The 21,614-nt window shown below is 67.2% G+C and carries 18 protein-coding genes and 1 riboswitch; of the genes, 10 read left to right on the forward strand and 8 right to left on the reverse strand.

The features are described from left to right. Positions 1 to 13 precede the first annotated feature (13 nt). Positions 14 to 805 carry an enhanced serine sensitivity protein SseB gene (locus ACF08B_RS28425; protein ID WP_392319988.1) on the reverse strand — a complete coding sequence of 264 codons (792 nt, stop codon included), beginning with the start codon at positions 803 to 805 and terminating at the stop codon, positions 14 to 16. A 66-nt stretch (positions 806 to 871) separates the two neighbouring features. Next, complete coding sequence (locus tag ACF08B_RS28430) at positions 872 to 1,546, reverse strand: AAA family ATPase (protein WP_392320040.1); 675 nt, start codon at positions 1,544 to 1,546, stop codon at positions 872 to 874. Between the two features lie 162 nt (positions 1,547 to 1,708). After that, a riboswitch (glycine riboswitch) is annotated at positions 1,709 to 1,806 on the forward strand. 158 nt (positions 1,807 to 1,964) lie between these two features. Between ACF08B_RS28430 and gcvT the strand changes: the two genes are divergently transcribed. The 4 genes from gcvT (at position 1,965) to ACF08B_RS28450 (ending at position 6,286) form a co-directional block, all read left to right on the forward strand. Further along, complete coding sequence (gene gcvT / locus ACF08B_RS28435; RefSeq protein ID WP_392319989.1) at positions 1,965 to 3,083, forward strand: glycine cleavage system aminomethyltransferase GcvT; 1,119 nt, start codon at positions 1,965 to 1,967, stop codon at positions 3,081 to 3,083. Positions 3,084 to 3,200: 117 nt separating this feature from the next. Continuing rightward, positions 3,201 to 3,578 (forward strand): glycine cleavage system protein GcvH, encoded by a 378-nt coding sequence (gene gcvH / locus ACF08B_RS28440; RefSeq protein ID WP_073889733.1) that lies wholly within the window; start codon positions 3,201 to 3,203, stop codon positions 3,576 to 3,578. Positions 3,579 to 3,592: 14 nt separating this feature from the next. After that, the gene (gene glyA, locus ACF08B_RS28445; protein ID WP_392319990.1) at positions 3,593 to 4,855 is read left to right on the forward strand and encodes a serine hydroxymethyltransferase; all 1,263 of its coding nucleotides are present in this window, start codon (positions 3,593 to 3,595) and stop codon (positions 4,853 to 4,855) included. 63 nt (positions 4,856 to 4,918) lie between these two features. Next, on the forward strand, positions 4,919 to 6,286 hold the full coding sequence (locus tag ACF08B_RS28450) for an L-serine ammonia-lyase (protein ID WP_392319991.1): 1,368 nt from the start codon (positions 4,919 to 4,921) through the stop codon (positions 6,284 to 6,286). Between the two features lie 347 nt (positions 6,287 to 6,633). On the opposite strand, the gene ACF08B_RS28455 is transcribed toward ACF08B_RS28450, so the two are convergent. Further along, entirely contained in the window at positions 6,634 to 6,858 is a 225-nt protein-coding gene (locus ACF08B_RS28455; protein ID WP_392319992.1) for a hypothetical protein, read from the reverse strand. Positions 6,859 to 7,070: 212 nt separating this feature from the next. Continuing rightward, positions 7,071 to 7,709 carry a hypothetical protein gene (locus ACF08B_RS28460; RefSeq protein WP_392319993.1) on the reverse strand — a complete coding sequence of 213 codons (639 nt, stop codon included), beginning with the start codon at positions 7,707 to 7,709 and terminating at the stop codon, positions 7,071 to 7,073. A 378-nt stretch (positions 7,710 to 8,087) separates the two neighbouring features. Between ACF08B_RS28460 and ACF08B_RS28465 the strand changes: the two genes are divergently transcribed. The 5 genes from ACF08B_RS28465 (at position 8,088) to ACF08B_RS28485 (ending at position 13,784) form a co-directional block, all read left to right on the forward strand. Further along, positions 8,088 to 8,765 (forward strand): hypothetical protein, encoded by a 678-nt coding sequence (locus tag ACF08B_RS28465; protein ID WP_392319994.1) that lies wholly within the window; start codon positions 8,088 to 8,090, stop codon positions 8,763 to 8,765. Between the two features lie 59 nt (positions 8,766 to 8,824). Then, positions 8,825 to 10,240, forward strand: coding sequence for a transcriptional regulator (locus tag ACF08B_RS28470; RefSeq protein ID WP_392320041.1), 1,416 nt, complete (start codon positions 8,825 to 8,827; stop codon positions 10,238 to 10,240). Next, positions 10,241 to 12,058, forward strand: a complete 1,818-nt coding sequence (locus ACF08B_RS28475; RefSeq protein WP_392319995.1) for a DEAD/DEAH box helicase — start codon at positions 10,241 to 10,243, stop codon at positions 12,056 to 12,058. 287 nt (positions 12,059 to 12,345) lie between these two features. After that, a complete protein-coding gene (locus ACF08B_RS28480) occupies positions 12,346 to 13,284 on the forward strand; it encodes a NaeI family type II restriction endonuclease (RefSeq protein WP_392320042.1) in 939 nt (312 codons plus the stop codon). Beyond that, entirely contained in the window at positions 13,281 to 13,784 is a 504-nt protein-coding gene (locus ACF08B_RS28485) for a very short patch repair endonuclease (RefSeq protein WP_392319996.1), read from the forward strand. The genes ACF08B_RS28480 and ACF08B_RS28485 overlap by 4 nt, the downstream gene beginning before the upstream one ends. 33 nt (positions 13,785 to 13,817) lie before the next feature. Here ACF08B_RS28485 and ACF08B_RS28490 read toward each other — a convergent pair whose 3' ends face one another. The 4 genes from ACF08B_RS28490 to ACF08B_RS28505 all read right to left on the reverse strand — a co-directional run bounded on the left by ACF08B_RS28490 (position 13,818) and on the right by ACF08B_RS28505 (position 20,491). Beyond that, the gene (locus ACF08B_RS28490; RefSeq protein ID WP_392319997.1) at positions 13,818 to 15,092 is read right to left on the reverse strand and encodes a DNA cytosine methyltransferase; all 1,275 of its coding nucleotides are present in this window, start codon (positions 15,090 to 15,092) and stop codon (positions 13,818 to 13,820) included. Positions 15,093 to 15,634: 542 nt separating this feature from the next. Further along, positions 15,635 to 16,633, reverse strand: a complete 999-nt coding sequence (locus ACF08B_RS28495; protein WP_392319998.1) for an HNH endonuclease — start codon at positions 16,631 to 16,633, stop codon at positions 15,635 to 15,637. Positions 16,634 to 16,957: 324 nt separating this feature from the next. Continuing rightward, positions 16,958 to 18,958, reverse strand: coding sequence for a TOPRIM nucleotidyl transferase/hydrolase domain-containing protein (locus ACF08B_RS28500; RefSeq protein WP_392319999.1), 2,001 nt, complete (start codon positions 18,956 to 18,958; stop codon positions 16,958 to 16,960). Positions 18,959 to 19,741: 783 nt separating this feature from the next. Beyond that, complete coding sequence (locus ACF08B_RS28505) at positions 19,742 to 20,491, reverse strand: transposase family protein (RefSeq protein ID WP_392320000.1); 750 nt, start codon at positions 20,489 to 20,491, stop codon at positions 19,742 to 19,744. Positions 20,492 to 20,622: 131 nt separating this feature from the next. Between ACF08B_RS28505 and ACF08B_RS28510 the strand changes: the two genes are divergently transcribed. Then, on the forward strand, positions 20,623 to 21,438 hold the full coding sequence (locus tag ACF08B_RS28510; protein WP_392320001.1) for a transporter: 816 nt from the start codon (positions 20,623 to 20,625) through the stop codon (positions 21,436 to 21,438). The last annotated feature ends 176 nt before the right edge of the window (positions 21,439 to 21,614 follow it).

Here is a 21,614-nt window from a genome sequence, read left to right on the forward strand (position 1 = left end):
GCCCGCGTCGGGTCTAGTGACCGTACTGGTGGAAGGGGCGGACGTGGGTCTTCAGCCAGTCGGCGACCGGGTCCTGGGCGACGTCCAGGAGGACGAGGTTGACCGGCCACTTGACCGGGACTTTGCCGAGAGCCCGGCCCAGGGCCTCCAGCGGCAGCGCGCGCAGGTCACCCTCCCACTGGGAGAGTTCGACGCCCACGAACATCACCGGGTCGGCCGTCTCGATCGCGGCGAGGCAGCGGCGGGCGGTGAGCACCACGCCGGTCTGCGCGAACTCGGCGGAGGCGGCGGCGAGGAAGTCGACCGGGTCGTCCTGCCAGTCGGGCTCGAAGAGCCGGACCCGGCCGCCGGTGCCGAGTCCGTCGAGCGGGGTGCGGCCGGCCCGGCACAGCTCGGCGACCGCCTCGGGCGGCAGCGGCACGCCGATCACGCCTCCCGGGTTCACGACCAGGCCCGCCTGCGGGGGCAGGCCCTGGGCGAACTCCACGGCGGGGGCGATGGTGAACGACATGTGGGAGCCGGCCACCTGGCGCAGCTGCTCCTCGGAGCTGAACACCGGGACGTACACCTGGCCGTCGATCTCGGTGGTGGGCAGGTCGAGCGGGCCGCTGTCCGGGCCTCCGCCGTTGGGCAGGGGGATCCACAAAAAGCTCCGGCCGAGGACCTCGACGATCCGGCCGCCGGCCGCGGGTATGCCGAGGGAGGCCGAGAGCACCTCCTCCAGTTCGTTGCCCGGCCAGCCGCCGTGCGGGTGGGGGTGCGCCTGTGCCGGGAAGTCCGCGCTGATGTCCGCCGGGAAGTCCATCTGCCTACCGCCTGCTGGGAACCACTGCTGTGAGCTAGAAGGCTAGCGGGTGGCTGTGACAGCGCCTCACCGAGTGAAGCCCAGGCGGCTCAGGACGTCCGCCGCGTCCCGGTCCAGCAGCACCGCCGAACCGCAGCCGGCGGGCAGCTCCCCCTTCTCCACGGCGCGCAGCAGGCGCTCGGCCGTACGGCGGTGGCGGCGGAAGGCGTAGCGGGACACGCCCCGGCCGCGCTCGCGCTGGCCCGCCCTGGCCGTGCCGGGCGGGACGTCGAGGAGGAGCAGGTGCAGGGTGCCGCCGCGGCGCCGGGCCTCGCGGGCCAGCCAGGCGCGCACCCACGGCTGGGTGCCGCAGTCGTGCACGACGACGCCCTCGCCGGTGCGCAGGGCCCGGCGCAGTCCGGCGTAGTGGGCGAGGCGGACCAGCGGGCGGTAGAGCGCGTACGGGAGCGCGCGCGGGACGTTGGTGTCCCAGCGGTCGCGGGTGTCCTGGGAGTCGATGCGGTGGCCGGTGACCGTGCGGTGCATGAGGGTGGACTTGCCGCTGCCGGGCAGGCCGGTGATCACCACCAGGTCGGCCGGGCCGAAGAGCAGGGCGTGCGGGCTGCGGCCCGCGCGGTCGCGCAGGTCGCGGACGACCGGGACCGAGCGGGCCGCCGCGCGCTCACGGGCCGGCGCGGAAGGCTGCTTCGGCACCGCGATGCCGGTGGTGGCGGCGTAGGCCGAGGTCCTGTTCACCGTGATCGTCCTCCCCTGTGGGTTCGGTAACCCCCTTGCCCGCCAAATGTAAAGAGAAGGTAATGCGGTTGGGTGCGCGTACTGCCACAGGTCGGTTACAGAATGCGGGCCCTGACGGGTGGGGGCACGGCGTGCAATGATGTGCCCGCCAACTGCATACCGGCCGTTTGAATCCGCGCGGGAGAGTCCCCGGCAGTCTTCACCGGGGCGCCGAAGGAGCAAGTCCCTCCCTTGAATCTCTCAGGCCCCGTTACCGCGCGGGCGAGGCACATCTGAAAAGCGGGCCGCTGTGACGGCGGCCCCACCCACGGTGCAAGCCGTGATCGTCCCTGTGGCGGTCGTGGCGAACCTCTCAGGTTCCGATGACAGATGGGGAGGAACGTTCCTCGCCCGTCCCATTCCTGTCCTGGGAGACGACCGACCGATGAGCAGCACTGAACCCCGTCTCACCGCGCTCGATGCCGTGCATCGCTCGCTCGGTGCGACGATGACCGACTTCGCCGGCTGGGACATGCCCCTGCGCTACGGCTCCGAGCGCGACGAGCACCTCGCCGTGCGGACCAGGGCCGGCCTCTTCGACCTCTCCCACATGGGCGAGATCACCGTGTCCGGCGCCGGGGCGGCCGCCCTGCTGAACCACGCCCTGGTCGGCAACATCGCCTCGGTCGGTGTCGGCCGCGCCCGCTACACCATGATCTGCCAGGCCGACGGCGGCATCCTGGACGACCTGATCGTCTACCGGCTCGCCGAGACCGAGTACATGGTCGTGGCCAACGCCTCGAACGCCCAGGTGGTGCTGGACGCGCTCACCGAGCGTGCCGCCGGCTTCGACGCCGAGGTCCGCGACGACCGGGACGCCTACGCGCTGATCGCCGTCCAGGGCCCGGAGTCCCCCGGCATCCTGAAGTCGCTCACCGACGCCGACCTGGACGGCCTGAAGTACTACGCCGGCCTGCCCGGCACGGTCGCCGGCGTGCCCGCGCTGATCGCCCGCACCGGCTACACCGGCGAGGACGGCTTCGAGCTGTTCGTGAAGCCGGAGCACGCGGTCGAGCTGTGGCAGGCGCTGACCGAGGCCGGCGAGGGCGCCGGTCTGGTGCCGTGCGGTCTGTCCTGCCGGGACACCCTGCGCCTGGAGGCGGGCATGCCGCTGTACGGGCACGAGCTGACCACCTCCCTGACCCCCTTCGACGCCGGGCTCGGCCGCGTGGTCAAGTTCGAGAAGGAGGGCGACTTCGTCGGGCGCGAGGCGCTCGCCGCGGCCGCCGAGCGCGCCTCCGCCGAGCCGCCCCGGGTCCTGGTCGGCCTGGTCGCCGAGGGCCGCCGGGTGCCGCGCGCCGGGTACCCCGTCGTCGCGGACGGCCAGGTGATCGGCGAGGTCACCTCCGGCGCCCCCTCCCCCACCCTGGGCAAGCCGATCGCCATGGCCTACGTCGACGCCGCGCACGCGGCGCCGGGCAGCGCGGGCGTGGGCGTGGACATCCGGGGCAGCCACGAGCCGTACGAGGTCGTGGCGCTGCCCTTCTACAAGCGCCAGAAGTAGACACTGGGCGGCGGAACGCACCGGTCGCACGACCCCGCGCGTCCTCCGCCTGCCCGCGAACCGTCCCAGCGGTACCCCATTCACCAGCACTCCCGCGCGTACAGGAGAATTCAGGCCATGAGCAACCCCCAGCAGCTGCGCTACAGCAAGGAGCACGAGTGGCTGTCGGCCGCCGAGGACGGCGTCTCGACGGTCGGCATCACCGAGTTCGCGGCCAACGCGCTCGGCGATGTGGTCTACGCCCAGCTCCCCGAGGTCGGCTCCACCGTGGAGGCGGGCGAGACCTGCGGTGAGCTGGAGTCGACGAAGTCGGTCTCCGACCTGTACTCGCCGGTGACCGGCGAGATCACCGAGATCAACGAGGACGTCGTCAACGACCCGTCGCTGGTCAACTCCGCTCCCTTCGAGGGCGGCTGGCTGTTCAAGGTCCGCATCTCGGACGAGCCGGCCGACCTGCTCTCCGCCGACGAGTACGCCGCCCACACCGCCGGCTGAGGAGTCGTAGCCCGATGACCGTCCTGAACACGCCCCTGCACGAGCTGGACCCGGAGATCGCCGCCGCGGTCGACGCCGAGCTCGGCCGCCAGCAGTCCACCCTGGAGATGATCGCCTCCGAGAACTTCGCGCCGCTCGCGGTGATGGAGGCCCAGGGCTCGGTCCTCACCAACAAGTACGCCGAGGGCTACCCGGGCCGCCGCTACTACGGCGGCTGCGAGCACGTCGACGTCGCCGAGCAGATCGCCATCGACCGGATCAAGGAGCTGTTCGGCGCCGAGTACGCGAACGTCCAGCCCCACTCCGGCGCCTCCGCCAACCAGGCGGCCCTGTTCGCGCTGGCCCAGCCCGGGGACACGATCCTCGGCCTGGACCTGGCGCACGGCGGCCACCTGACCCACGGCATGCGGCTGAACTTCTCCGGCAAGCAGTTCAACGTGGTCGCGTACCACGTGGACGACTCCGGCCTGGTCGACATGGCCGAGGTCGAGCGGCTCGCCAAGGAGCACCGCCCGAAGGTGATCATCGCGGGCTGGTCGGCGTACCCGCGGCAGCTGGACTTCGCCGAGTTCCGCCGGATCGCCGACGAGGTCGAGGCGTACCTGTGGGTGGACATGGCCCACTTCGCGGGTCTGGTCGCCGCCGGTCTGCACCCGAACCCGGTCGAGCACGCGGACGTGGTCACCTCCACGACGCACAAGACCCTCGGCGGTCCGCGCGGCGGCATCATCCTCGCCAGGAAGGACTTCGCCAAGAAGCTGAACTCGTCCGTCTTCCCGGGCTTCCAGGGCGGTCCCCTGGAGCACGTGATCGCGGCGAAGGCGGTCTCCTTCAAGGTCGCCGCCTCGGAGGAGTTCAAGGAGCGCCAGCGTCGTACCGTGGAGGGTGCCCGCATCCTCGCCGAGCGCCTGACGGCGCCCGACGCCCGCGAGGCCGGCGTGAACGTGCTCTCCGGCGGCACGGACGTGCACCTGATCCTGGTGGATCTGCGTGAGTCCGAGCTGGACGGGCAGCAGGCCGAGGACCGTCTCCACGAGGTCGGCATCACGGTCAACCGCAACGCCGTCCCGAACGACCCTCGGCCCCCGATGGTCACCTCGGGTCTGCGGATCGGCACGCCCGCCCTCGCCACCCGCGGCTTCACGGCCGAGGACTTCGCCGAGGTCGCGGACGTGATCGCCGAGGCGCTGAAGCCGTCGTACGACGCCGAGGCCCTCAAGGCGCGCGTGCGGACGCTCGCCGACAAGCACCCGCTGTACGCGGGCCTGAACAAGTAGTCCCCGGTGGGGCACCCGCCAGGGGTGCCCCACCACCCGCTGTAGCTTTTCTGAGGAGTGACCGTGGCCATCTCGGTCTTCGACCTGTTCTCGATCGGCATCGGCCCGTCCAGCTCCCACACGGTCGGCCCGATGCGTGCGGCGCGGATGTTCGCCCGCCGCCTGCGCAACGAAGGGCTGCTGGAGAAAGTGGCCGCGGTCCGCACCGAGCTGTACGGCTCGCTGGGTGCGACCGGACACGGCCACGGCACCCCGAAGGCCGTCCTGCTCGGCCTGGCCGGCGACTCGCCGCGCACGGTGGACGTCGAGACGGCGGACGCGCGCGTGGAGGCGATCAGGTCCGAGGGCCGGATCGCCCTGCTGGGCGAGCACGAGATCGCCTTCGACTTCGACCGCGATCTCGTACTGCACCGCCGCAAGGCCCTGCCGTACCACGCCAACGGCATGACGGTCTGGGCGTTCGACGCCTCGGGCGACGAGCTGCTGTCCAAGACGTACTACTCGGTCGGCGGCGGCTTCGTCGTGGACGAGGACGCGGTCGGCGCGGACCGCATCAAGCTGGACGACACGGTCCTGAAGTACCCCTTCCGCACGGGCGACGAGCTGCTGCGCCTGACGAAGGAGACCGGCCTGTCGATCTCCTCGCTGATGCTGGAGAACGAGCGGGCCTGGCGCACCGAGGACGAGATCCGGGCGGGTCTGCTGGAGATATGGCGCGTCATGCGCGAGTGCGTCCAGCGCGGCATGTCCCGCGAGGGCATCCTGCCCGGCGGTCTGAAGGTCCGCCGCCGCGCCGCCGTCTCGGCCCGCCAGCTGCGCGCCGAGGGCGACCCGCTGGCGCACGCCATGGAGTGGATCACGCTCTACGCGATGGCGGTGAACGAGGAGAACGCGGCCGGCGGCCGGGTCGTCACCGCCCCCACGAACGGCGCGGCGGGCATCATCCCGGCGGTCCTGCACTACTACATGAACTTCGTGCCCGGAGCCGACGAGGACGGCGTGGTCCGCTTCCTGCTCGCCGCCGGCGCGATCGGCATGCTGTTCAAGGAGAACGCCTCCATCTCCGGCGCCGAGGTCGGCTGCCAGGGCGAGGTCGGCTCCGCCTGCTCCATGGCGGCCGGCGCGCTCGCGGAGGTCCTGGGCGGCTCGCCCGAGCAGGTCGAGAACGCCGCCGAGATCGGCATGGAGCACAACCTGGGCCTGACCTGCGACCCGGTCGGCGGCCTGGTGCAGATCCCCTGCATCGAGCGCAACGGCATGGCCGCGGTGAAGGCGGTCACGGCCGCGAAGATGGCGATGCGCGGCGACGGCTCCCACAAGGTGTCCCTGGACAAGGTCATCAAGACCATGAAGGACACCGGCGCGGACATGTCCGTGAAGTACAAGGAGACGGCCCGGGGCGGGCTGGCGGTGAACATCATCGAGTGCTAGGGAAATGGCTCCTGACCAGCGCGTTCGTTTCTTTCAGCGCTGTCAGGGCCTTCCCTGCTTGCGCGGCGGAAAGTCCCTGGAACCTCCCTGGGACAGGCGTGAAAGTCCCTGAAAAGTCCCTGGGATGTCCCAGCGGCACATCACTCATCGGGTGGACGCGGTCGCTGTAGCACAGTCGGCGCTGCGGGGCCGACTGCCGGCGTGAAGTGCAGTCGGTGCACGACGATCGTGAGACCTGCGCATGACGAGGGCAGGTGGGATGGATGGTGCCGACTTGCCGGCCCCAGTCCCACAGCCGTGGCAGCCCGCGGCTGCCACGGACTGCCTCAGACTTCACCCGGCCGTCGTCAGGCGCCCAACCGCGCAAGCAGCACATGGGCGAGGATCCCGCCGCCGGCAAAGGCAGCACCCTTGAGCAACTGGACCACCAGGGCCCAGCGAAGGAAGCGGAAGCGGCGTCGGATCTTCCCTCCCGAACCGATCTGCCTGGCCTCGCCCGCGGCGGCGCGGCGGCGCAACCGGGCAGCCCGGATCTTCCTGGCGAGCGCCGCCAGGACGGCCTTACTATTCAAGTTGGAGCTCCCTGTTAGCTATCGATCTGACGGGATGTTCCTGCAGGGGAGGTCACGGTCGCGGTTTGCCGACCTCTCTGACCGGACCTTCCCTGCACTGCCATATAGGAGGTGCTCGGCAGCTGCCAATAACGGGGCAGGGCCCCGCAAGCGCACCCCTACACACCCATAGCCCCCTTTTCGAGCCTTTCGCATAATCCACTGCGGGGACCCTAGCGCGTCGCGCTGAAGGCGATGACGATTTTCACTGAATCCCTTCCGGAAGATTCCGCAGCGCGGAGAAGAACCTCCATTTCTTGGTGCATGCCCGCGTCGGCCAGCTCCTTGACGACGGCGCCGATTTCCTCCTCTTTCAGGGCGGCCCCTAAACTCCACAGGAGGTTGACCTGGTCGGCAAGAGGCAGTCCCGCGAGGCGCTCAGCAAGGTCCGCCCCGTACAGAGCGGCGCCCTGCCGACGAGCCTCCGTCGGCGAACCGTTGCGCCGGTCCCCACTGTCGGCAGCCGAGCGGGAACCGCTCGACCGGGCCGAACCGTTGCGCCGGTCCCCCTCGCCGTCGTGGCAGGCGCAGTCACCATGGCAACGGCGGCAAGTCGACCTTCGGGCAGCCCGCAGCAGCCCCTCAAGTTCCGCGAAGCTGCAGCTCAGGACAGCATTTGTCGTGCGGAGCGCCCCCTCTGCCGCCAAGTCGTACAACTTGTTCAGTGCCGTCGGAACGGGAAGGCGCCGCCCGCTGAGCCAGTGCGAGAGGAGAGACGGCGAGATCGCCAGCAGTGCGGCCTTCACCTCCATCGTGGCACCGGGCTCAACGTGCGGGATGAGGCGCTTGAGGGCACAGGCAAACGCCTGCACCTCCTCCGTAGCCCCCGGTACGCAGGTACTGCTAATGGACCCAAGCGACGGCATGCCAAACGAACCCTTTCGGTGGCCCAATACTGCCCTCGGACACTGCAAATCGAGAGAACCCTATCCCGCGACGTCATGCCGCGGGCGCGGTTCGCCGTATTTTCCTGACTACATCTCAAGTAAAGAACTCAACCACCGCAAAGGCTGACATAAAGGGAGAAAACGGATCTTTACAAGACTCCGAGAGGGCACCTTCGAGTAAAGATCCCTAATTACTGGAATGACTACGCGCAGCCGTGCTAGTAATGAATATCCGCAGTCGACTGCTGCCCAGCAGCGGCGTCCGACACCTCCCAGTGGGGGTCCTCTGCGAATGGAGCCACCATGCTGTCCTGGCAGGATGACAACCTCGGCACGATGAAGCGCGTCGCCCTATGGCTCGTCTCCGAGGTCGGCGAAGGCAACAGGTTCACCAAGGGGCAGCTGCGCGAGGCGTTCCCCGGGGTCTCCCAGGTGGACCGCCGCATGCGCGACCTGAGGGACTTCGGCTGGAGGATCGACACCAACAGGGAGGATGCGGAGCTGGATTCTCACGAGCAGCGCTTCGTGAAGCCCGGTATCCCGGTCTGGGAGCCCGGACGTGCCACCCGCAAGTCCGGGACGACTGCGATCGGGGCAGGCCGGCGACGCGAGGTCCTGCACAAAGACGGGTACAAGTGCCGGTCATGCGGCATCACACCCGGGGAGATCTACGCCGGCACCCACGAAGCGGCTCAGCTGGACATCGCACGCAGAGAGGTGGTCAAGCCTGACGGCACCACTGCTACTGAGCTCGTCACCGAGTGCAAGCGGTGCAGGGTCGGCGGCCGATCCCTGGCCGCCAACCTCGACGAGGTCTTGAGAGACGCCGCCGGCCTGAACCCGATCGAACGCAAGGTACTGTCCGACTGGGTAGCGGCCGACCAGCGCCAGTTCAGCCGACTGGAGCAGATTTGGAGTGACTACCGCTCCCTGCCGGAGGACTCGCGGGCAGCGGTCCGCATGGAGCTGGGGCTCGACTGAGCCCGGTGGAAGCGCAGGACTTCCCCGAGAAGAACGCCAACGAAAGCAGGAACGAGTACATGGCCATGGGCTACGGTCTGCCACCGGAAGCCGAGGAGAATCGCGCCCTCGTCCGGTCCCGGTTGGACGAGATCGCGGCCGGCGACGGCCCCCGCGAGACCTTCACCGTCGAGTGGCGGGGCGCGCCCGAGCACCTGGAAGTCATCCAGATGCCGGTGGGCAACCTTTACTACAACCCGGCTACCCACCGCATCCGCGCGCAGTCCAGTCATGATCCCAAGCGGGCCAAGAGTCTCGCCGACGATCCGTGGAGCACCGGCAGCCAAGCGTATCTGGACCACCTCCTGCAGGTGCTCCCGGCGAACCCGGCCCGGACCGACCCTGAGTTCGACGAGTTGCTCGCGAGCCTGAAGGAGTACGGCCAGACGGAACCGGGGCTGATCACCCACGAAGGCGTCCTGGTCAACGGGAACACCCGCCGTGCGGCTTTGATGAAGCTATACGGCCCCAACCACGCCATGCGCGTCGCCGTGCTTCCCCCTTCGTGCGGCTGGCAGGACATCGCCGCGATCGAGCTGTCCCTGCAGCTGCGCAAGGAGCACCGCCGGGAATACTCGTACATCAACCACTTGCTTGCGGTGCAAGAGCTCGTGGAGCAAGGGACGCCTCTTGCCGTCATCGCCGCAACCTTCCGTACGACACAGGACCGCTGCCGGCAGGACCAGTGGGTCCTAGCGCGCATTGAGTCGCTCATCGAGCGCAGCAAGACTGCGGGCGAACGCCTCTCGCTGGTCGCCTTTGAAGAGCAGGCGGAGAAGTTCCGCGAGCTGCATCGCGCGTACGTCAAGCAGCACGCAGCCAACCCGGAGAAGGCGGAGCTGCTGCTGGAGAACCGACTGGCAGCCATGCTCCTCGGCTTCGCCAAGACCGATGTCCGGTTCATCGAGCACAACTTCCGCGACCGCTATCTCTCAAAGGTCCTACCGATCAGCGAGGTCCCCGCTGCAGCATCGGCGAGTGTGGCCATCCCCGGATTGGGGCGGGCGGTGAAGGGCCCATCCGCTGCCCTCGGCTCAGCTAAGGCACTGACGGACGCCGTCATGCATGCAAAGGCCGTGTGCCAGCCAGGAAGCTCAGCCCCCCAAGAGGTTGCCGCAGAAGCGCAAGAGGAACTCGGCAGGCTCTACAAGGCGATGGACGAGGCCATCTCCGACGCTGGGCGGGACGCCCGCATCAAGAAGCGGAGGCAGGCAGCGCCGGCTCGCTTGGCTGACGCGGGACGGGACATCGAGCAGTGCGTCGCTGACCTCGTCATGTCTAGAGCATCCCGAAGCCTTGATGAGGAGGCGTTCGACGACGCCGTCACCGAACTGCGGCAAAAGTTGGAGAAACTCGCAATCGAGGCGAAGCGCACTGTGCAGCAGCCTGGTGACGGAGTGGCCTGGCTGCTTGAGGCGTTTGGAAAGGTGCGCTAGGTGGCCGATCCCACTCTGACGATCGGCTTCGACGTCACCCGCACGCAGGCCGCACTGAGGACCGTGCCCGAGTGCCGTAGCGCACTCGGGCAAATGATCGCCAACTTCCCCAACGGCCGTATGACCGACAAGCTGTCGGCTGCTGTCCCACTGGACAACTTCATTGCCGGCATCGGCTCTCTTGGCTCCTGGCCTCACCCCGAAGGCGTCGTCTGGGAAAGCGACTTCCGCCGCCTGGTCGAGGAGATGCTTGACCAGGCGGACATGGCCGAGCGCCTCCTAAGCGGAACGGCCGACGAGGACATAGTCGAACCGGACGACATCCCAGCCCTGCTGGGCGACACGTGGACCGGCCCTCTCACCCCCTTCCAGAGGCGCGACATTGCCCGTCTGTTGTCCATCGAGCACGGCGCCAACTTCAGCGTGCCCGGCGCCGGCAAGACCCGCGTCTCTCTCGCCATCTTCTCCGCGCTCCGCACTCGCGGAACGGTGGTGCGCATGCTTGTGGTAGGCCCCAAGTCAGCCTATGGCGCATGGCAGGACGAAGTCCGGCAGTGCTTTTCCACCCCACTGGACGTACACGTGCTGGCCAAGGAGGTGCCCGCTTCAGCCGATGTCATCCTCGTGAACTATGAGCGCCTAGACCGGGCTGTCCCCGCGCTTTCCCAGTGGCTGAATGCTGCCCCGGCGATGCTTGTCCTCGACGAGGCGCACCGCATGAAGCTCGGCGGGGCCGGAGTCTACGGTGCCGCCTGCATGGCGCTAGGCCCCCTCAGCCGCGTACGGATGATTCTCAGCGGCACCCCCGCGCCCAACGGCTCGAAGGATTTGGCGAACCTGCTCTCCTTCGTGTGGCCTGGGCACGGGCGACGGGTGGTCACCCAGGCCGTCGACGGCGGGAATCTAGCGCACGCCAGTCAGGTGCTGCGCCCCATGTACACCCGGACGACAAAAGTCGAGCTGGGCCTCCCGCCGGTGGAGACACGGATCCGCCGCCTCCCCATGCCGCCGCTGCACCGCGAGATCTACGACGCCCTGGAAGGCAAGTTCTCATCGCGGGCAGCGGCGGACAGGACCAACATCGAGGCGTTCGGGAAGGCAGTACTACGACTGCTGATGGCGGCAACCAGCCCGGCTCTGCTCGCCGCAGGCTCCGTTCGCCATGAGCCCCTGCATTTCCGGGTCCCGCCACTCGAAGTGCCAGAAGGGGATCCGCTGTCAGCGCTACTCCGGCAGCTTCCCGACTACGAGCTGTCACCCAAGTACCAGGAGACCCTTTCCATCGTCTCCGCCAACGCCGCCGTCGGCCGAAAGACATTGGTGTGGACAAGCTTCGTCCGCAGCATCACTTCGCTCCAAGCGCTGCTGGCACCGTTCCAGCCCGCTGCCGTGCACGGCGGGACACCCGACCGGGGAGCGGAGCTGCGCCGCTTCCGGGAGGACCCGGAATGCGCTGTCCTGATCTCCAATCCGGCGACCCTTGGAGAGGGGATCAGCCTCCACCAGGTCTGCCACGACGCGGTCTACGTGGACCGCGATTTCCAGGCGGGTCGGTTCCTGCAGAGCCTCGACCGCATCCACCGCCTCGGCCTCGCCCCGGACACGGAGACAAGGGTCACCGTGCTCGCAGCCGAGGGAAGCGTCGACGACTTGGTCGCCATGCGGTTGGCGGAGAAGCTGGACTTCATGGGGCGGATCCTCGACGACCCCGAAGTCCAGCAGCTGGGCGATCCGGAAGAGGAGGAGCCGCTGGCCGCGGGGATGAACGCCGCCGACGTGCGGGCGCTTCTGGAGCACCTTGGAGTGAGGGCGGCGTAGCGCTGACGGGCCCTCGGGTCACAGGGCCCCGTCCTGCAGCAGAGACTCGATGGCGTCTGCCTCCCGCTGGAGGACGATGCGTCCATCGCCGTCGCTGAAGGCCAAGATCCGGCTACCCGCATCCAGGCCCGCCTCTGCCAGCAGTCCTAGCGGCAGGGATACTCGGCCCTCGTCGTCGATCTGCAGCTCTGCCGGTTCTCGTATCACAGCCAAAGTCTGCCACTTGCCGTCGGCACACCGGACACCACTGCTCTCCGAGGTCTGGATAGAGTCCCGCCGTGGACAGGATGAGCGTACAGACGGGCCTATGGCCTGTTGACGAACCCAGCGATCCGGAACTGGAGGCCGTCGCGGCCCTGATCCTCGGCGCAGACCCGGATGGCACGCGGTTCGCTGGAGCGATTCGGCGAAGCATCGACATGCTGCTGGACGGCCAGCACACCGGTCGGTTCCGGTGGGACCAGTTGTACAAGACGGAAAAGGCCCACCTCGGCACCCTGATCGAGATCAACGTCCAGCGCGAGTTCGGCTTCGCCGACGGCGCAAGCATGGACTACTCGATCGCCGGCACCGACGTCGATTGCAAGTACTCGCAAACGCTAGGCGGGTGGATGATCCCGCCCGAGGCTCTCGGCCACCTGCTTCTCGTGGTCTGGGCCAGCGATGAAGACTCCCGCTGGTCCGTCGGCCTCGTGCGTGCCCTGCCCGAAAGACTGAACAACGGCGGCAACCGCGATGCCAAGAAGACCCTGAACGCGGTGGGGCGGGGCGCGGTGCGGTGGCTGTTCCGCGATGCCCCACTCCAGGAGAACATGCTGCTGCGGCTCGCCGACGCCGACATCAAGGCGATCTTCTCCCACAAGAGCGGCCAGCGCCGGGTAGATGATCTCTTTCTCCGCGCCCAGGGCCGCCGGGTCAGTCGCACTGTCGTTGCTACGGTGGCGATGCAGGAGGACTACATGAAGCGTGTCCGCTACAACGGCGGCTCGCGCTCGAGGCTCCAACCACGCGGCATCGTCATCCTCGGGCATTACTCCAGCCACGGCCGGATCGCCGCAGCCCTCGGGCTGCCTGTGCCCGGTCCAGGCGAGTCGGTGAGCGCCCGGCTTGCGGCTGCCCGCCCCCACCATGCGGGGGCACCGAGAGTAGAGCTGGGTGGGCAAGAATGGGTTCTTGCCAGGCCGGATGATCCGGAAGAAACCGTTCCCAAACTGCCGGAGATATGAGCGAGCAAGGACAACCAGGACGACAGGTCGAGCCTTGGACCCCACCCGAGGGATCGTGGGCGTCCTCGGCCGCGAACCGGCGGAGCATGCTCGGCAACCGCAACCGCGACACCTCACCCGAGCTACTGCTCCGCTCGCTGGTCCACGCAGCGGGCTTGCGCTACCGGGTAGCCGCCAAGCCGCTCCCTAAGATGCGCCGCACGGCCGACATGGTCTTCCGCCCGGCAAAGGTGGCTGTCTTCATCGACGGCTGCTTCTGGCACGGCTGCCCCGATCACTTCGTGATGCCGAAGACGAACCGGCCCTACTGGGAGGACAAGATCGGCCGGAACGTCCGGCGCGACCGGGACACAGACGAACGCCTCGCGGAGGCGGGCTGGCTGGTGCTCCGCTTTTGGGAGCACCTCGATCCCGAGGCGTGCGCCAGCACCGTCATCGAAGCAGTGGCCGCTCGGCGGCAGGAGGCCGCGGCCTCAAAACATTCGAGGAAGGCCCCCTGATCGCCGCACCACCCGCAGCAGTTGCCGCAGCCCTCAGCTGATCTTCGCCTGATTGAGGGAGAAGAGCTCATGCCGCTGGTGGCCTTCCTGTCCGACGAAGGCCTTGAACTCGCCGAGGGTGTAGCCGAGGGCGCCGCTGGAGCGCTTCACCCTCTCGATGACGAAGTCCCGCTCCAGGTGAGCGATGTGCCGTTCGACCTCCGGCTCGGACATACGCTGCCCGGCTTTCTCCAACCGGTTGATGATCTGGTCGACGCCAATGGGGCGGTCCATCCCCCGCAGCAGCTTGTAGACGGGGTCGTGGACCACCTCTGTGGTCTCCACCAGCTCGGTGCGCGGTCCCTCCTGCCGCAGGGCTCGCACGATGGACCGCCCGACCGCCTCAGCGACGGGAGGCGGGAAAGCGTTACCTACTTGCCGGTACGTACTGGTCTTCCGGCCCTCGAACACCCACTTGTCCTCAGGCTTCCAGCCCTGGATGCGGGCAACCATCTCGACCGTGAGCTTCGGTCCCGGCTTGCCTTCAGCAGGCTGCCAGTCAGGATCGGGCGCATGATCGCTGATGCCCAGGGCGTCTACTCCCAGCTTCGCCCAAGCCGCCTTGGCACGTGTGGGCCCCAGGTCCGCACCGCCGTGCTTCTTCGACCCTCCGACAATGGTCGGCGCGATCTGGTCAGCATTGTCGGCCCAGCTTTTGGCCCCCTTCCACCCCCTGGCGGCCATCAGCTTGTAAAGGGTCTTCCCTACCGTCGGACGCTCGCCTTCCAAGGGCTCGGGCCAGCTGAAGTACTCGGCATACTCGGGCAGCAGTGCTACGAGGACGAAGCGGGGGCGCAGTTGCGGTACACCGAAGTCGGCGGCGTGGAGGAGCTTCCACTGAGCGATGTAGCCAGCGCTCTGGAGGGTGTCCAGGACGTTCTGCCGGTAGGCCGCAAAGCGGTTTGCGCTGAGACCGCGGACGTTCTCCAAGAGAAGCGCCTTGGGCTTGACCCTCTCAGCCAGGCGCACTGCCCAGGCGAAAAGGTCGCGCTCATCAGTCGCCCCCAACTGCTTTCCGGCAATGGTGAATGGCGGACAGGGCACTCCGCCGGCGATCAGATCCACACCGCCGAATTTCTCAGGCTCCCACACCTTGGGATCAGCGACGTCACCTGTCCGCACATCCCAGTGCGGCCGGTTCTTGCGCAGGGTGGCGACGGCGTTCGGGTCGAGCTCCACGGCCAGTGCGTGCTCGAACCCAGCGCGCTCCAACCCGAGGGCTTGCCCGCCCGCGCCTGCGCAGATCTCGACAGCCTGCAGATCCGTCATTCGTCCTCCATACGTGCGCACCGCCCGCCGCACGCTTGGCTGCACTCGCGGCAGGCCGGACTCGAACACGCTAGCGAGTCCGTCATTACGCACGAACATCCCAGCAACAAGGCGGCAAGTCCACCGAGACGGGCATGTACAGCTGACCGCGAACGCGACCAGTGAGAAACCCCAGTCTAGATGGCCAGAACTCTGCGGACCCTCCTCTCACTGCCACCACAGGCCCAAGAAACGGGAGGGGCTTCTCACATGCGGAAGCGTCCTGGCGCCCGCAGGCTGGCGGGAGCCGCTTGATCCGCTGCCCGCTGTGCGTCAGGTCCCGGCCTTTTGCCAGCCGCCAGAGCGCTCAGCCCCTGCCCCTGCCGCATCAGCACCGTTATGACGACTCTCCAGCAACACGCCGCTCAGCGACAGTTTCAGTGCAGGGAGTAACGACCTCTTAGCCAGTGCCCTGAGCCGAACCGTCGTCGCCGACCACGCATGTCAGCGGACCGCCCGCCGACCGAGCGGGCAGCCGCGTACAGCGCTTGTCCAGTCCTGGCTTAGGCTTCCGACCGGCGCGTTTCCAGCAATCCGCGAAGCCCCGCTGGCGTCGGCCAGGGCGCTCGCCTGTGGATCATTCGGTGGCAGTTCGAACATATGAGGGCAAGATCCGAAAGCTTCGTACGCCCCTCGCCTGCCACATGCAGCGGGACCACATGGTGGCACTCGATGTACCCCGCCCCTCGGTCTCCGTAGACCGCTTCGAAGTCGAAGTCGCAGACCTCGCAGACAAGGGGCGCCCCTTGGCGCAGCACTGCATCGATCTTCTTCTGCCGTAGCTTCTTGTCCCGCTCACGGGCAACATGCCGTCGCAGAAGCAGGCGCCCCTCCGGCGCGCTGTACTCCTCCAGCTCACCATCGTCTGCCGGCGGCAGAGCCCGGAATGAGCCCGTCATGAGCGCCTCCCAGATGAGCTCTGCAGCCGCGGACATCTCCGCTGGCCGGGCCAGGAACTCGGCGAGAACGGCCCTGTCGGTGGCACCGCCGTTCGTTGGTTTGCCGGTGTACTCGGGGTGCTGAGTAGCTATGTCGAAGGTCTTGCGGGCCACGCCGTTGGGGTTACGGAAGGTTTCACTGCGTGGACTGAGCCGGTCGTCAGGAAGGGCCCGAAGCAGCCGGGAGAGCTCTTGCACCTGCGGGTCGCCCGCATCCAGCCCCTTCCACCCGTTCTTCATGACCAGGTGGCAAGCAAGGATGATCTCATCCCGGGACCAATCGGGATTTCGGACGAACCTTACGCGAAATCCCTCCCGTTTGAGCCAGGCGACGGCGTGGTTGCGGCCGCCGCTGAACTCGTCCGCCTTCAGCGCGCGGCCCTCGGTGTACTTGTGGGCGACTCCGGCGATCGCCTTGGAGTCGTACTCGCGGCCGTCGTGGAGCAGAACGTACGACTGGGCCTCTTTGAAGCCGTACGCCTCAAGGAAGGCCGGACGGCCTATCCGGTCGCACTCGTGCAGTGCCTTCAGGATTGCTTCCCGCGTGATCGCTCCTTTTCGCATGCAGGAACCCTAATCACACGCCCGCACGGGATGCTGGGCGGCTGCGGAATGCATCGCACGGCCCAACCCGCCTGTCCGCTAGCCAGTTTGCGGCCAGCGCTCACGGTCATACGGCAGGAGCCACCCGGCAACGCCACCGCCGAGGTGCCTCACTTCGGTCTCAGGCGTCTCCGGCCTGAGAGGGAAGGCGTTCACCCCAGCGACGTGGTTGTCGAGCCTGTTCGCCACTGGGCCTGGACACGGCGCCACGTAGCGCTGCGTACACTGCACCCGGTCTCGGCGGCCCGGGGCTGCCGACCGCTACCGCGCCGGTCGGCGGTGATCTCAGGCAATAGGCACCAGCCGGTCCCGGATCATGGCGTAGAGGTCGGCGATGTCCCTCGGCATGGGATGCTGGCTGGCGAACGCGGCCCCTACTCGGGGCTTGCTCCGTCCTCTGCCTACCCGACCCAGGAGCTGCGGATCCAACCGCTTGAGGTAGGCCTCGAACTCTCCGGCCTCCGACCCATCGTTCCCGAAAACGTCAGCGACGCTGAACACCCCGTGCGCCTCCCAGAAGGCCTTCCATTCATCGAAGACGGGTTCCGCACAGTCGGGTTCCACGGCAGAGAGAAACTCCTGTGCCTTCAGTTGCTGGTACAGGTCGCTACGGGGATGCAGTGCGGGCCCGTCCGCGATGACGGCCCACGGGATATTGAAAGCCCGCAAGAATTCGATGTAGCGACCGAACGCTTTGTCTCCGCCAACGTCGATCAAGGCGATGTTGGCACTGCTGAGCGGATTACTGCTGTTTTCCCACCAAGTACCCAAGGCGCTCACCTCGGTGGACCCCTCGCACAGCACAGCGCCGGCAGAGAACAGCAGAGCGCGTGCGTCACGCGGACCGAGGACCTGGAGCCAGCGTGCCTGATCCTTCACATCAAGCCTGCCTATGCGGTGGGCTCTGCTGCCCCCAGGCGAAGGGGCGAGACGGACAATCCGGGCCAGGTCGCCGGACGCCGCGACAGGCACAAGGTCAGCGCTGTGGGTGATGACGAGGCATTGGGTGTCGCTGTCGGCCGCTTGAGCGAGGCGGCGCTGCAGTGTCGGCTCGATGTGGACCCCAGGCTCGTCCAGCACAATGACGCGTCCGGGGTCGCCGACGAGAACGGTGCTGAGGAATAGTGCCTCTTGCCGACCTGCACCTGAGAAGGCGACCGGATACTCGTAATCTCCTTCAGGCACGGTGACGTCGATGAGCAGGTTCCCCGAGTGTTCGGGGTCGGGCGTCGCCTGGACGTCGAACCGGGTGCTGACCAGTTCTTTGAACCGATCTTGGATCCGCTGGTAGCGCTGCCTCAGGGGAAGGGAGCCGTTCTTGAGCCGGTAGAGCTCGGAGGGGATCTGGCTCCCGTCCTCAAGGTCGGCTTGTCGGCCAACGGTCTCCAGGCTGAAGGATCGTCCCAGCGGCAGGCGCCGGTTGTCAGTCAGCACGATCCCGCGTTGGAGTATGGCGTCCAGGACATGTACGAAATCGACCTGCCTCCGATGGGCATCTTCTGCATCCCAGCCCAGAAGCATGTGGAGATCCCGGACGCTGTCCAGGAGAGGCAGGCTGTCGTTCTTCAGTCCCGTGCGGAGGACGATTGACTCCTCGGCCTCCGCGAAGATCCTCATGAAGTCGAGCTTCGGGCCCGTCGCACCGGTGCCGATCTGGTCATCAGGGAACACGCGGCGCCATGCCTCAGCGAGAGAGATTGTCGACGCCGGGACTTCCCCGGTGGCGCGCATCACCGGACCCCCGCTCCGCAGGTCCATGATCCAAACTGGCTCGACAGATTCGTGAAGATCTCCGGTGGCTGGGTGATGCCAGCTGGCCCGCCAGCGAGGTTGTGCCCCTTCGTCGTAGTCGACGACGAGGAAGCCGCGAAGTAGCAGATGCAGAGTTTCCGGGGCCAGCCGTCGGCGGGCATCCTGGTCTCGACGCTCCGAGGATATGGTCAGGACATCCGTCGAGGTAGACAGATCAGCGGCGCTAGACGCATAGGCAGCGCGGACAAACATGGCAACGAGTTCCTGCTCCCAGGCCTGGTCCATCTCGATGCCCATGATCAGCCGGAAGCGTCGGGCACCGTGCCGGGGAGCACGCGAATACACGTCAAGCCGGTTTCGGCGCTCCGAGCCGGCATGGGAGGACACGGCAAGGCGAACCACGTCGACGATCCGGCCCAGGTTCGACTTGCCTACGGCATTGGGGCCGGTTACCACCGTTGTACCAGGGTCCAGTTCCAACTCGATCCTGGAGAACGACATGAACCCCTGCGCTGAGATGCGCGAAATCTTCACTCTCCCGCCCCCTTGATTAGCGGGATCATGCCAGAGCAGCCGCAAGCCGCTCAACGGACGGCCCCCAACACTGACACAGTGCGCTGTGCACCGAGCACAGCCCGGCCAACCTGCATACAGCATCCAACGGTACGGCTCCGGGGGACCGTCTGACTGAGCGTCCAGTCGACGAAACAAAGCCAAGTGCGAGCCCTGCGCCGAGCTTGCGGAGACGCTTGCGAACTGCGTGCCTGGGGGCGCCATAGGCAATTGACGTCCGGGCCTGATCACTTGAGGCTGAGGAGCGCGATGGGGCGACGGGGGTCGCGGGCACCGCGGCAAAGGCCAGCCGCGATGTTCTTCATTCCTGCTGCCCGGCGGACACCGATAGCGAGGTTGCGCCAGGGGGGCCATCGCGCGGGAGCGGCACGAAACACATCCAGACTGCGCTAGTCCGGCCTCGACACTCACTCAGTTGCGATGTAGGTGGGTCTCGCTGCGCTCCCGTAAGAAGTCGGCGCTTCGCTTGCATCGACCTGGTGCACCAGGAGCAGCACAGAGCCCGAGAGACGGGGCCATCGCCAGGTTAGGCGCGCACTCCCCGAGCCAATAGCTGCTCGCGTTCACCGGAACCTCTCGAAGAACAGGAATACCCGCGAGCCGAGATCGATTATTCGATCAGGAAACTGTGGACAGGGGAACTGGTGGACAATCTGAAGCTGTTCCGCATAGCTGACGGGCAGGCACTCGAGATCCCAGACGCAGTGATGGCCCTGGAGCGGCAGCTGCAGACACTGAGCTTCTTCAGCGTTGCCGCTCCAGGGTGAGAATGGCTTTGGCGATTGACGTCATGCGGTTGGGGCTGCAGCGGGACCTGCGGAAGATCCGCCAGGACTTCAGGCGGGCCACGCCGCGCTCAACCGGTGCCCGTGCCGCGGCCAGAGCCCGGTTGACGGTCTTCTCGGTAGGAGTGAGTTCCCGCAGGGGCCTGCGTTTGATGCCCGTGGTCAGCCAGGGGCCACCGCCCTGGTAGGCGAGATCGGCCAGGATGGGGACGCCCTGGCGCTCGCAGATGCGGATGATCCGGTGGGTGCGGGCGGCGGTCAGGTCGTGGGAGCGGCCCGGCAGCGCGGGCGAGAGCCACAGCAGCCGGCCGTCCGGATCGGTGACCACCTGCACGTTCACCCCGTGCCGGCGGTGCTTGTGGGAGTAGTCGGCCCGTCCGTCGCCGACCCGGTCGCACTCGGCGAGCGTGCCGTCCAGGAGGACGAAGTCCGGATCCTGCTCGCGTAGAACCTTCAGCAGGCCCGGTGCACGGTCGGCGAGGAGGTCGATGACCGCGCCGGTGTAGGCGTGGGCGGTGGACTCGCTGATCCCGAACCCGGCAGCGACCTTCGCCAGGGTGGTGTGCTCGCGCAGGTACACCAGTGCCACTATCGCGCGCTGGGACGGACGGAGCTTGCAGCGGCGGTCACCCTCACGGGTGACGATGAGCATGGTGACCCACTCCACGAGCGCATGTGGCAGGTCGAGTGCGGCAGGATAGATGAACAACGAGGCCCCTGAGCAGCGTGGTTGAGACGTCAGACATCTCGATCAACTGCCCGGGGGCCTCGCTCGTTGCGCTTCACGGACCGTCACCCGATCGGTAGCCCGCTCGAAGAAGCTCACTCATCGAGCGCAACATGGAGGCGATGCTCGGGGTCCGGTTCCTCGCATCCGAGTATGCGACGGGCTCGCGTCATCGAGGCCGGATCGACTCACTCGGACTCGACGAGAATGGAACGCCAGTCATCGTGGAGTACAAACGCACCCGCGATCATAACGTCATCAATCAGGCGCTTTCATACCTTTCATGGCTCCACGACCACCAGTCCCAATTCGAGAACCTGACCAGGGAAAGGCTCGGTAGCGAGACGGCTCAATCGATCGACTGGAGCAATCCCCGGATCGTCTGCATAGCCGGGGGTTTCACGCACCACGACCTGTTCGCGGTCGGGATGATCGGCCGTCGGATCGATCTCGTGACATATCGGCTATTCGGTGATGTACTAACTCTGCAACTTGCGGCATCTGTCCCTGGCACCGCTCCTCCCGCGCGAGGGGAAGCGGAACCCGCGCCGCGTCCCGCCAACGCGGCACCCCCCAAGTCCGTTCAGCAATACCTCAATGAAGCACCCCAAGATCTCAAGGACCTGTACGCAGATTTGGACGAGGTGCTTCTATCCCACGGTGGGGTACAGAAGGAGATGCAGCTCCACTACATCGCGTACAGGCGAATCAAAAATGTCGCTACGGTGCGTGTTCAGACTCGCAGCCGGGTCCTTGTGGTCAACCTCAAGCTGGACCCAGATTCGGTGGAACTGAACGACGGCTTCTCACGCGACATTCGCGGTCTAGGGTGTCTCGGCATCCGAGACGGCGTCGAGGTGCGGATCGGATCGTACGCGGATCTCGAGCGGGCCAGAAATCTCATCCAGCAGAGCGTCAACGCGGCCTGACCCGGGGGAAGGGCAAGGGCGGTTGCTGCACCAGTCACGGTGGACAACCGCCCTTTCTGCACTGGGCCCCCGGTAGCCTGGACATGCACTCTCGCTCTTCGGGCCCCGCGAGACCGAAGCCACGGCTCACAGTCCCTCCGGGCGACGAATGCGGTGCGGCGGACCGGCGGTGGCGG

Source organism: Streptomyces sp. NPDC015139, from assembly GCF_043079785.1.
In the GTDB taxonomy this organism is placed as follows: domain Bacteria; phylum Actinomycetota; class Actinomycetes; order Streptomycetales; family Streptomycetaceae; genus Streptomyces; species Streptomyces albidocamelliae.

Bases quoted from the DNA above. Each gene is read 5' to 3' on its own strand.
- gcvH (WP_073889733.1), top strand. From the start codon at position 3,201: ATGAGCAACCCCCAGCAGCTGCGCTACAGCAAGGAGCACGAGTGGCTG.
- ACF08B_RS28480 (WP_392320042.1), top strand. From the start codon at position 12,346: ATGAGCGTACAGACGGGCCTATGGCCTGTTGACGAACCCAGCGATCCG.
- ACF08B_RS28510 (WP_392320001.1), top strand. From the start codon at position 20,623: ATGGAGGCGATGCTCGGGGTCCGGTTCCTCGCATCCGAGTATGCGACG.
- ACF08B_RS28485 (WP_392319996.1), top strand. From the start codon at position 13,281: ATGAGCGAGCAAGGACAACCAGGACGACAGGTCGAGCCTTGGACCCCA.
- ACF08B_RS28465 (WP_392319994.1), top strand. From the start codon at position 8,088: ATGCTGTCCTGGCAGGATGACAACCTCGGCACGATGAAGCGCGTCGCC.
- ACF08B_RS28490 (WP_392319997.1), bottom strand. From the start codon at position 15,092: ATGACGGATCTGCAGGCTGTCGAGATCTGCGCAGGCGCGGGCGGGCAA.
- glyA (WP_392319990.1), top strand. From the start codon at position 3,593: ATGACCGTCCTGAACACGCCCCTGCACGAGCTGGACCCGGAGATCGCC.
- gcvT (WP_392319989.1), top strand. From the start codon at position 1,965: ATGAGCAGCACTGAACCCCGTCTCACCGCGCTCGATGCCGTGCATCGC.
- ACF08B_RS28495 (WP_392319998.1), bottom strand. From the start codon at position 16,633: ATGCGAAAAGGAGCGATCACGCGGGAAGCAATCCTGAAGGCACTGCAC.
- ACF08B_RS28425 (WP_392319988.1), bottom strand. From the start codon at position 805: ATGGACTTCCCGGCGGACATCAGCGCGGACTTCCCGGCACAGGCGCAC.
- ACF08B_RS28470 (WP_392320041.1), top strand. From the start codon at position 8,825: ATGGCCATGGGCTACGGTCTGCCACCGGAAGCCGAGGAGAATCGCGCC.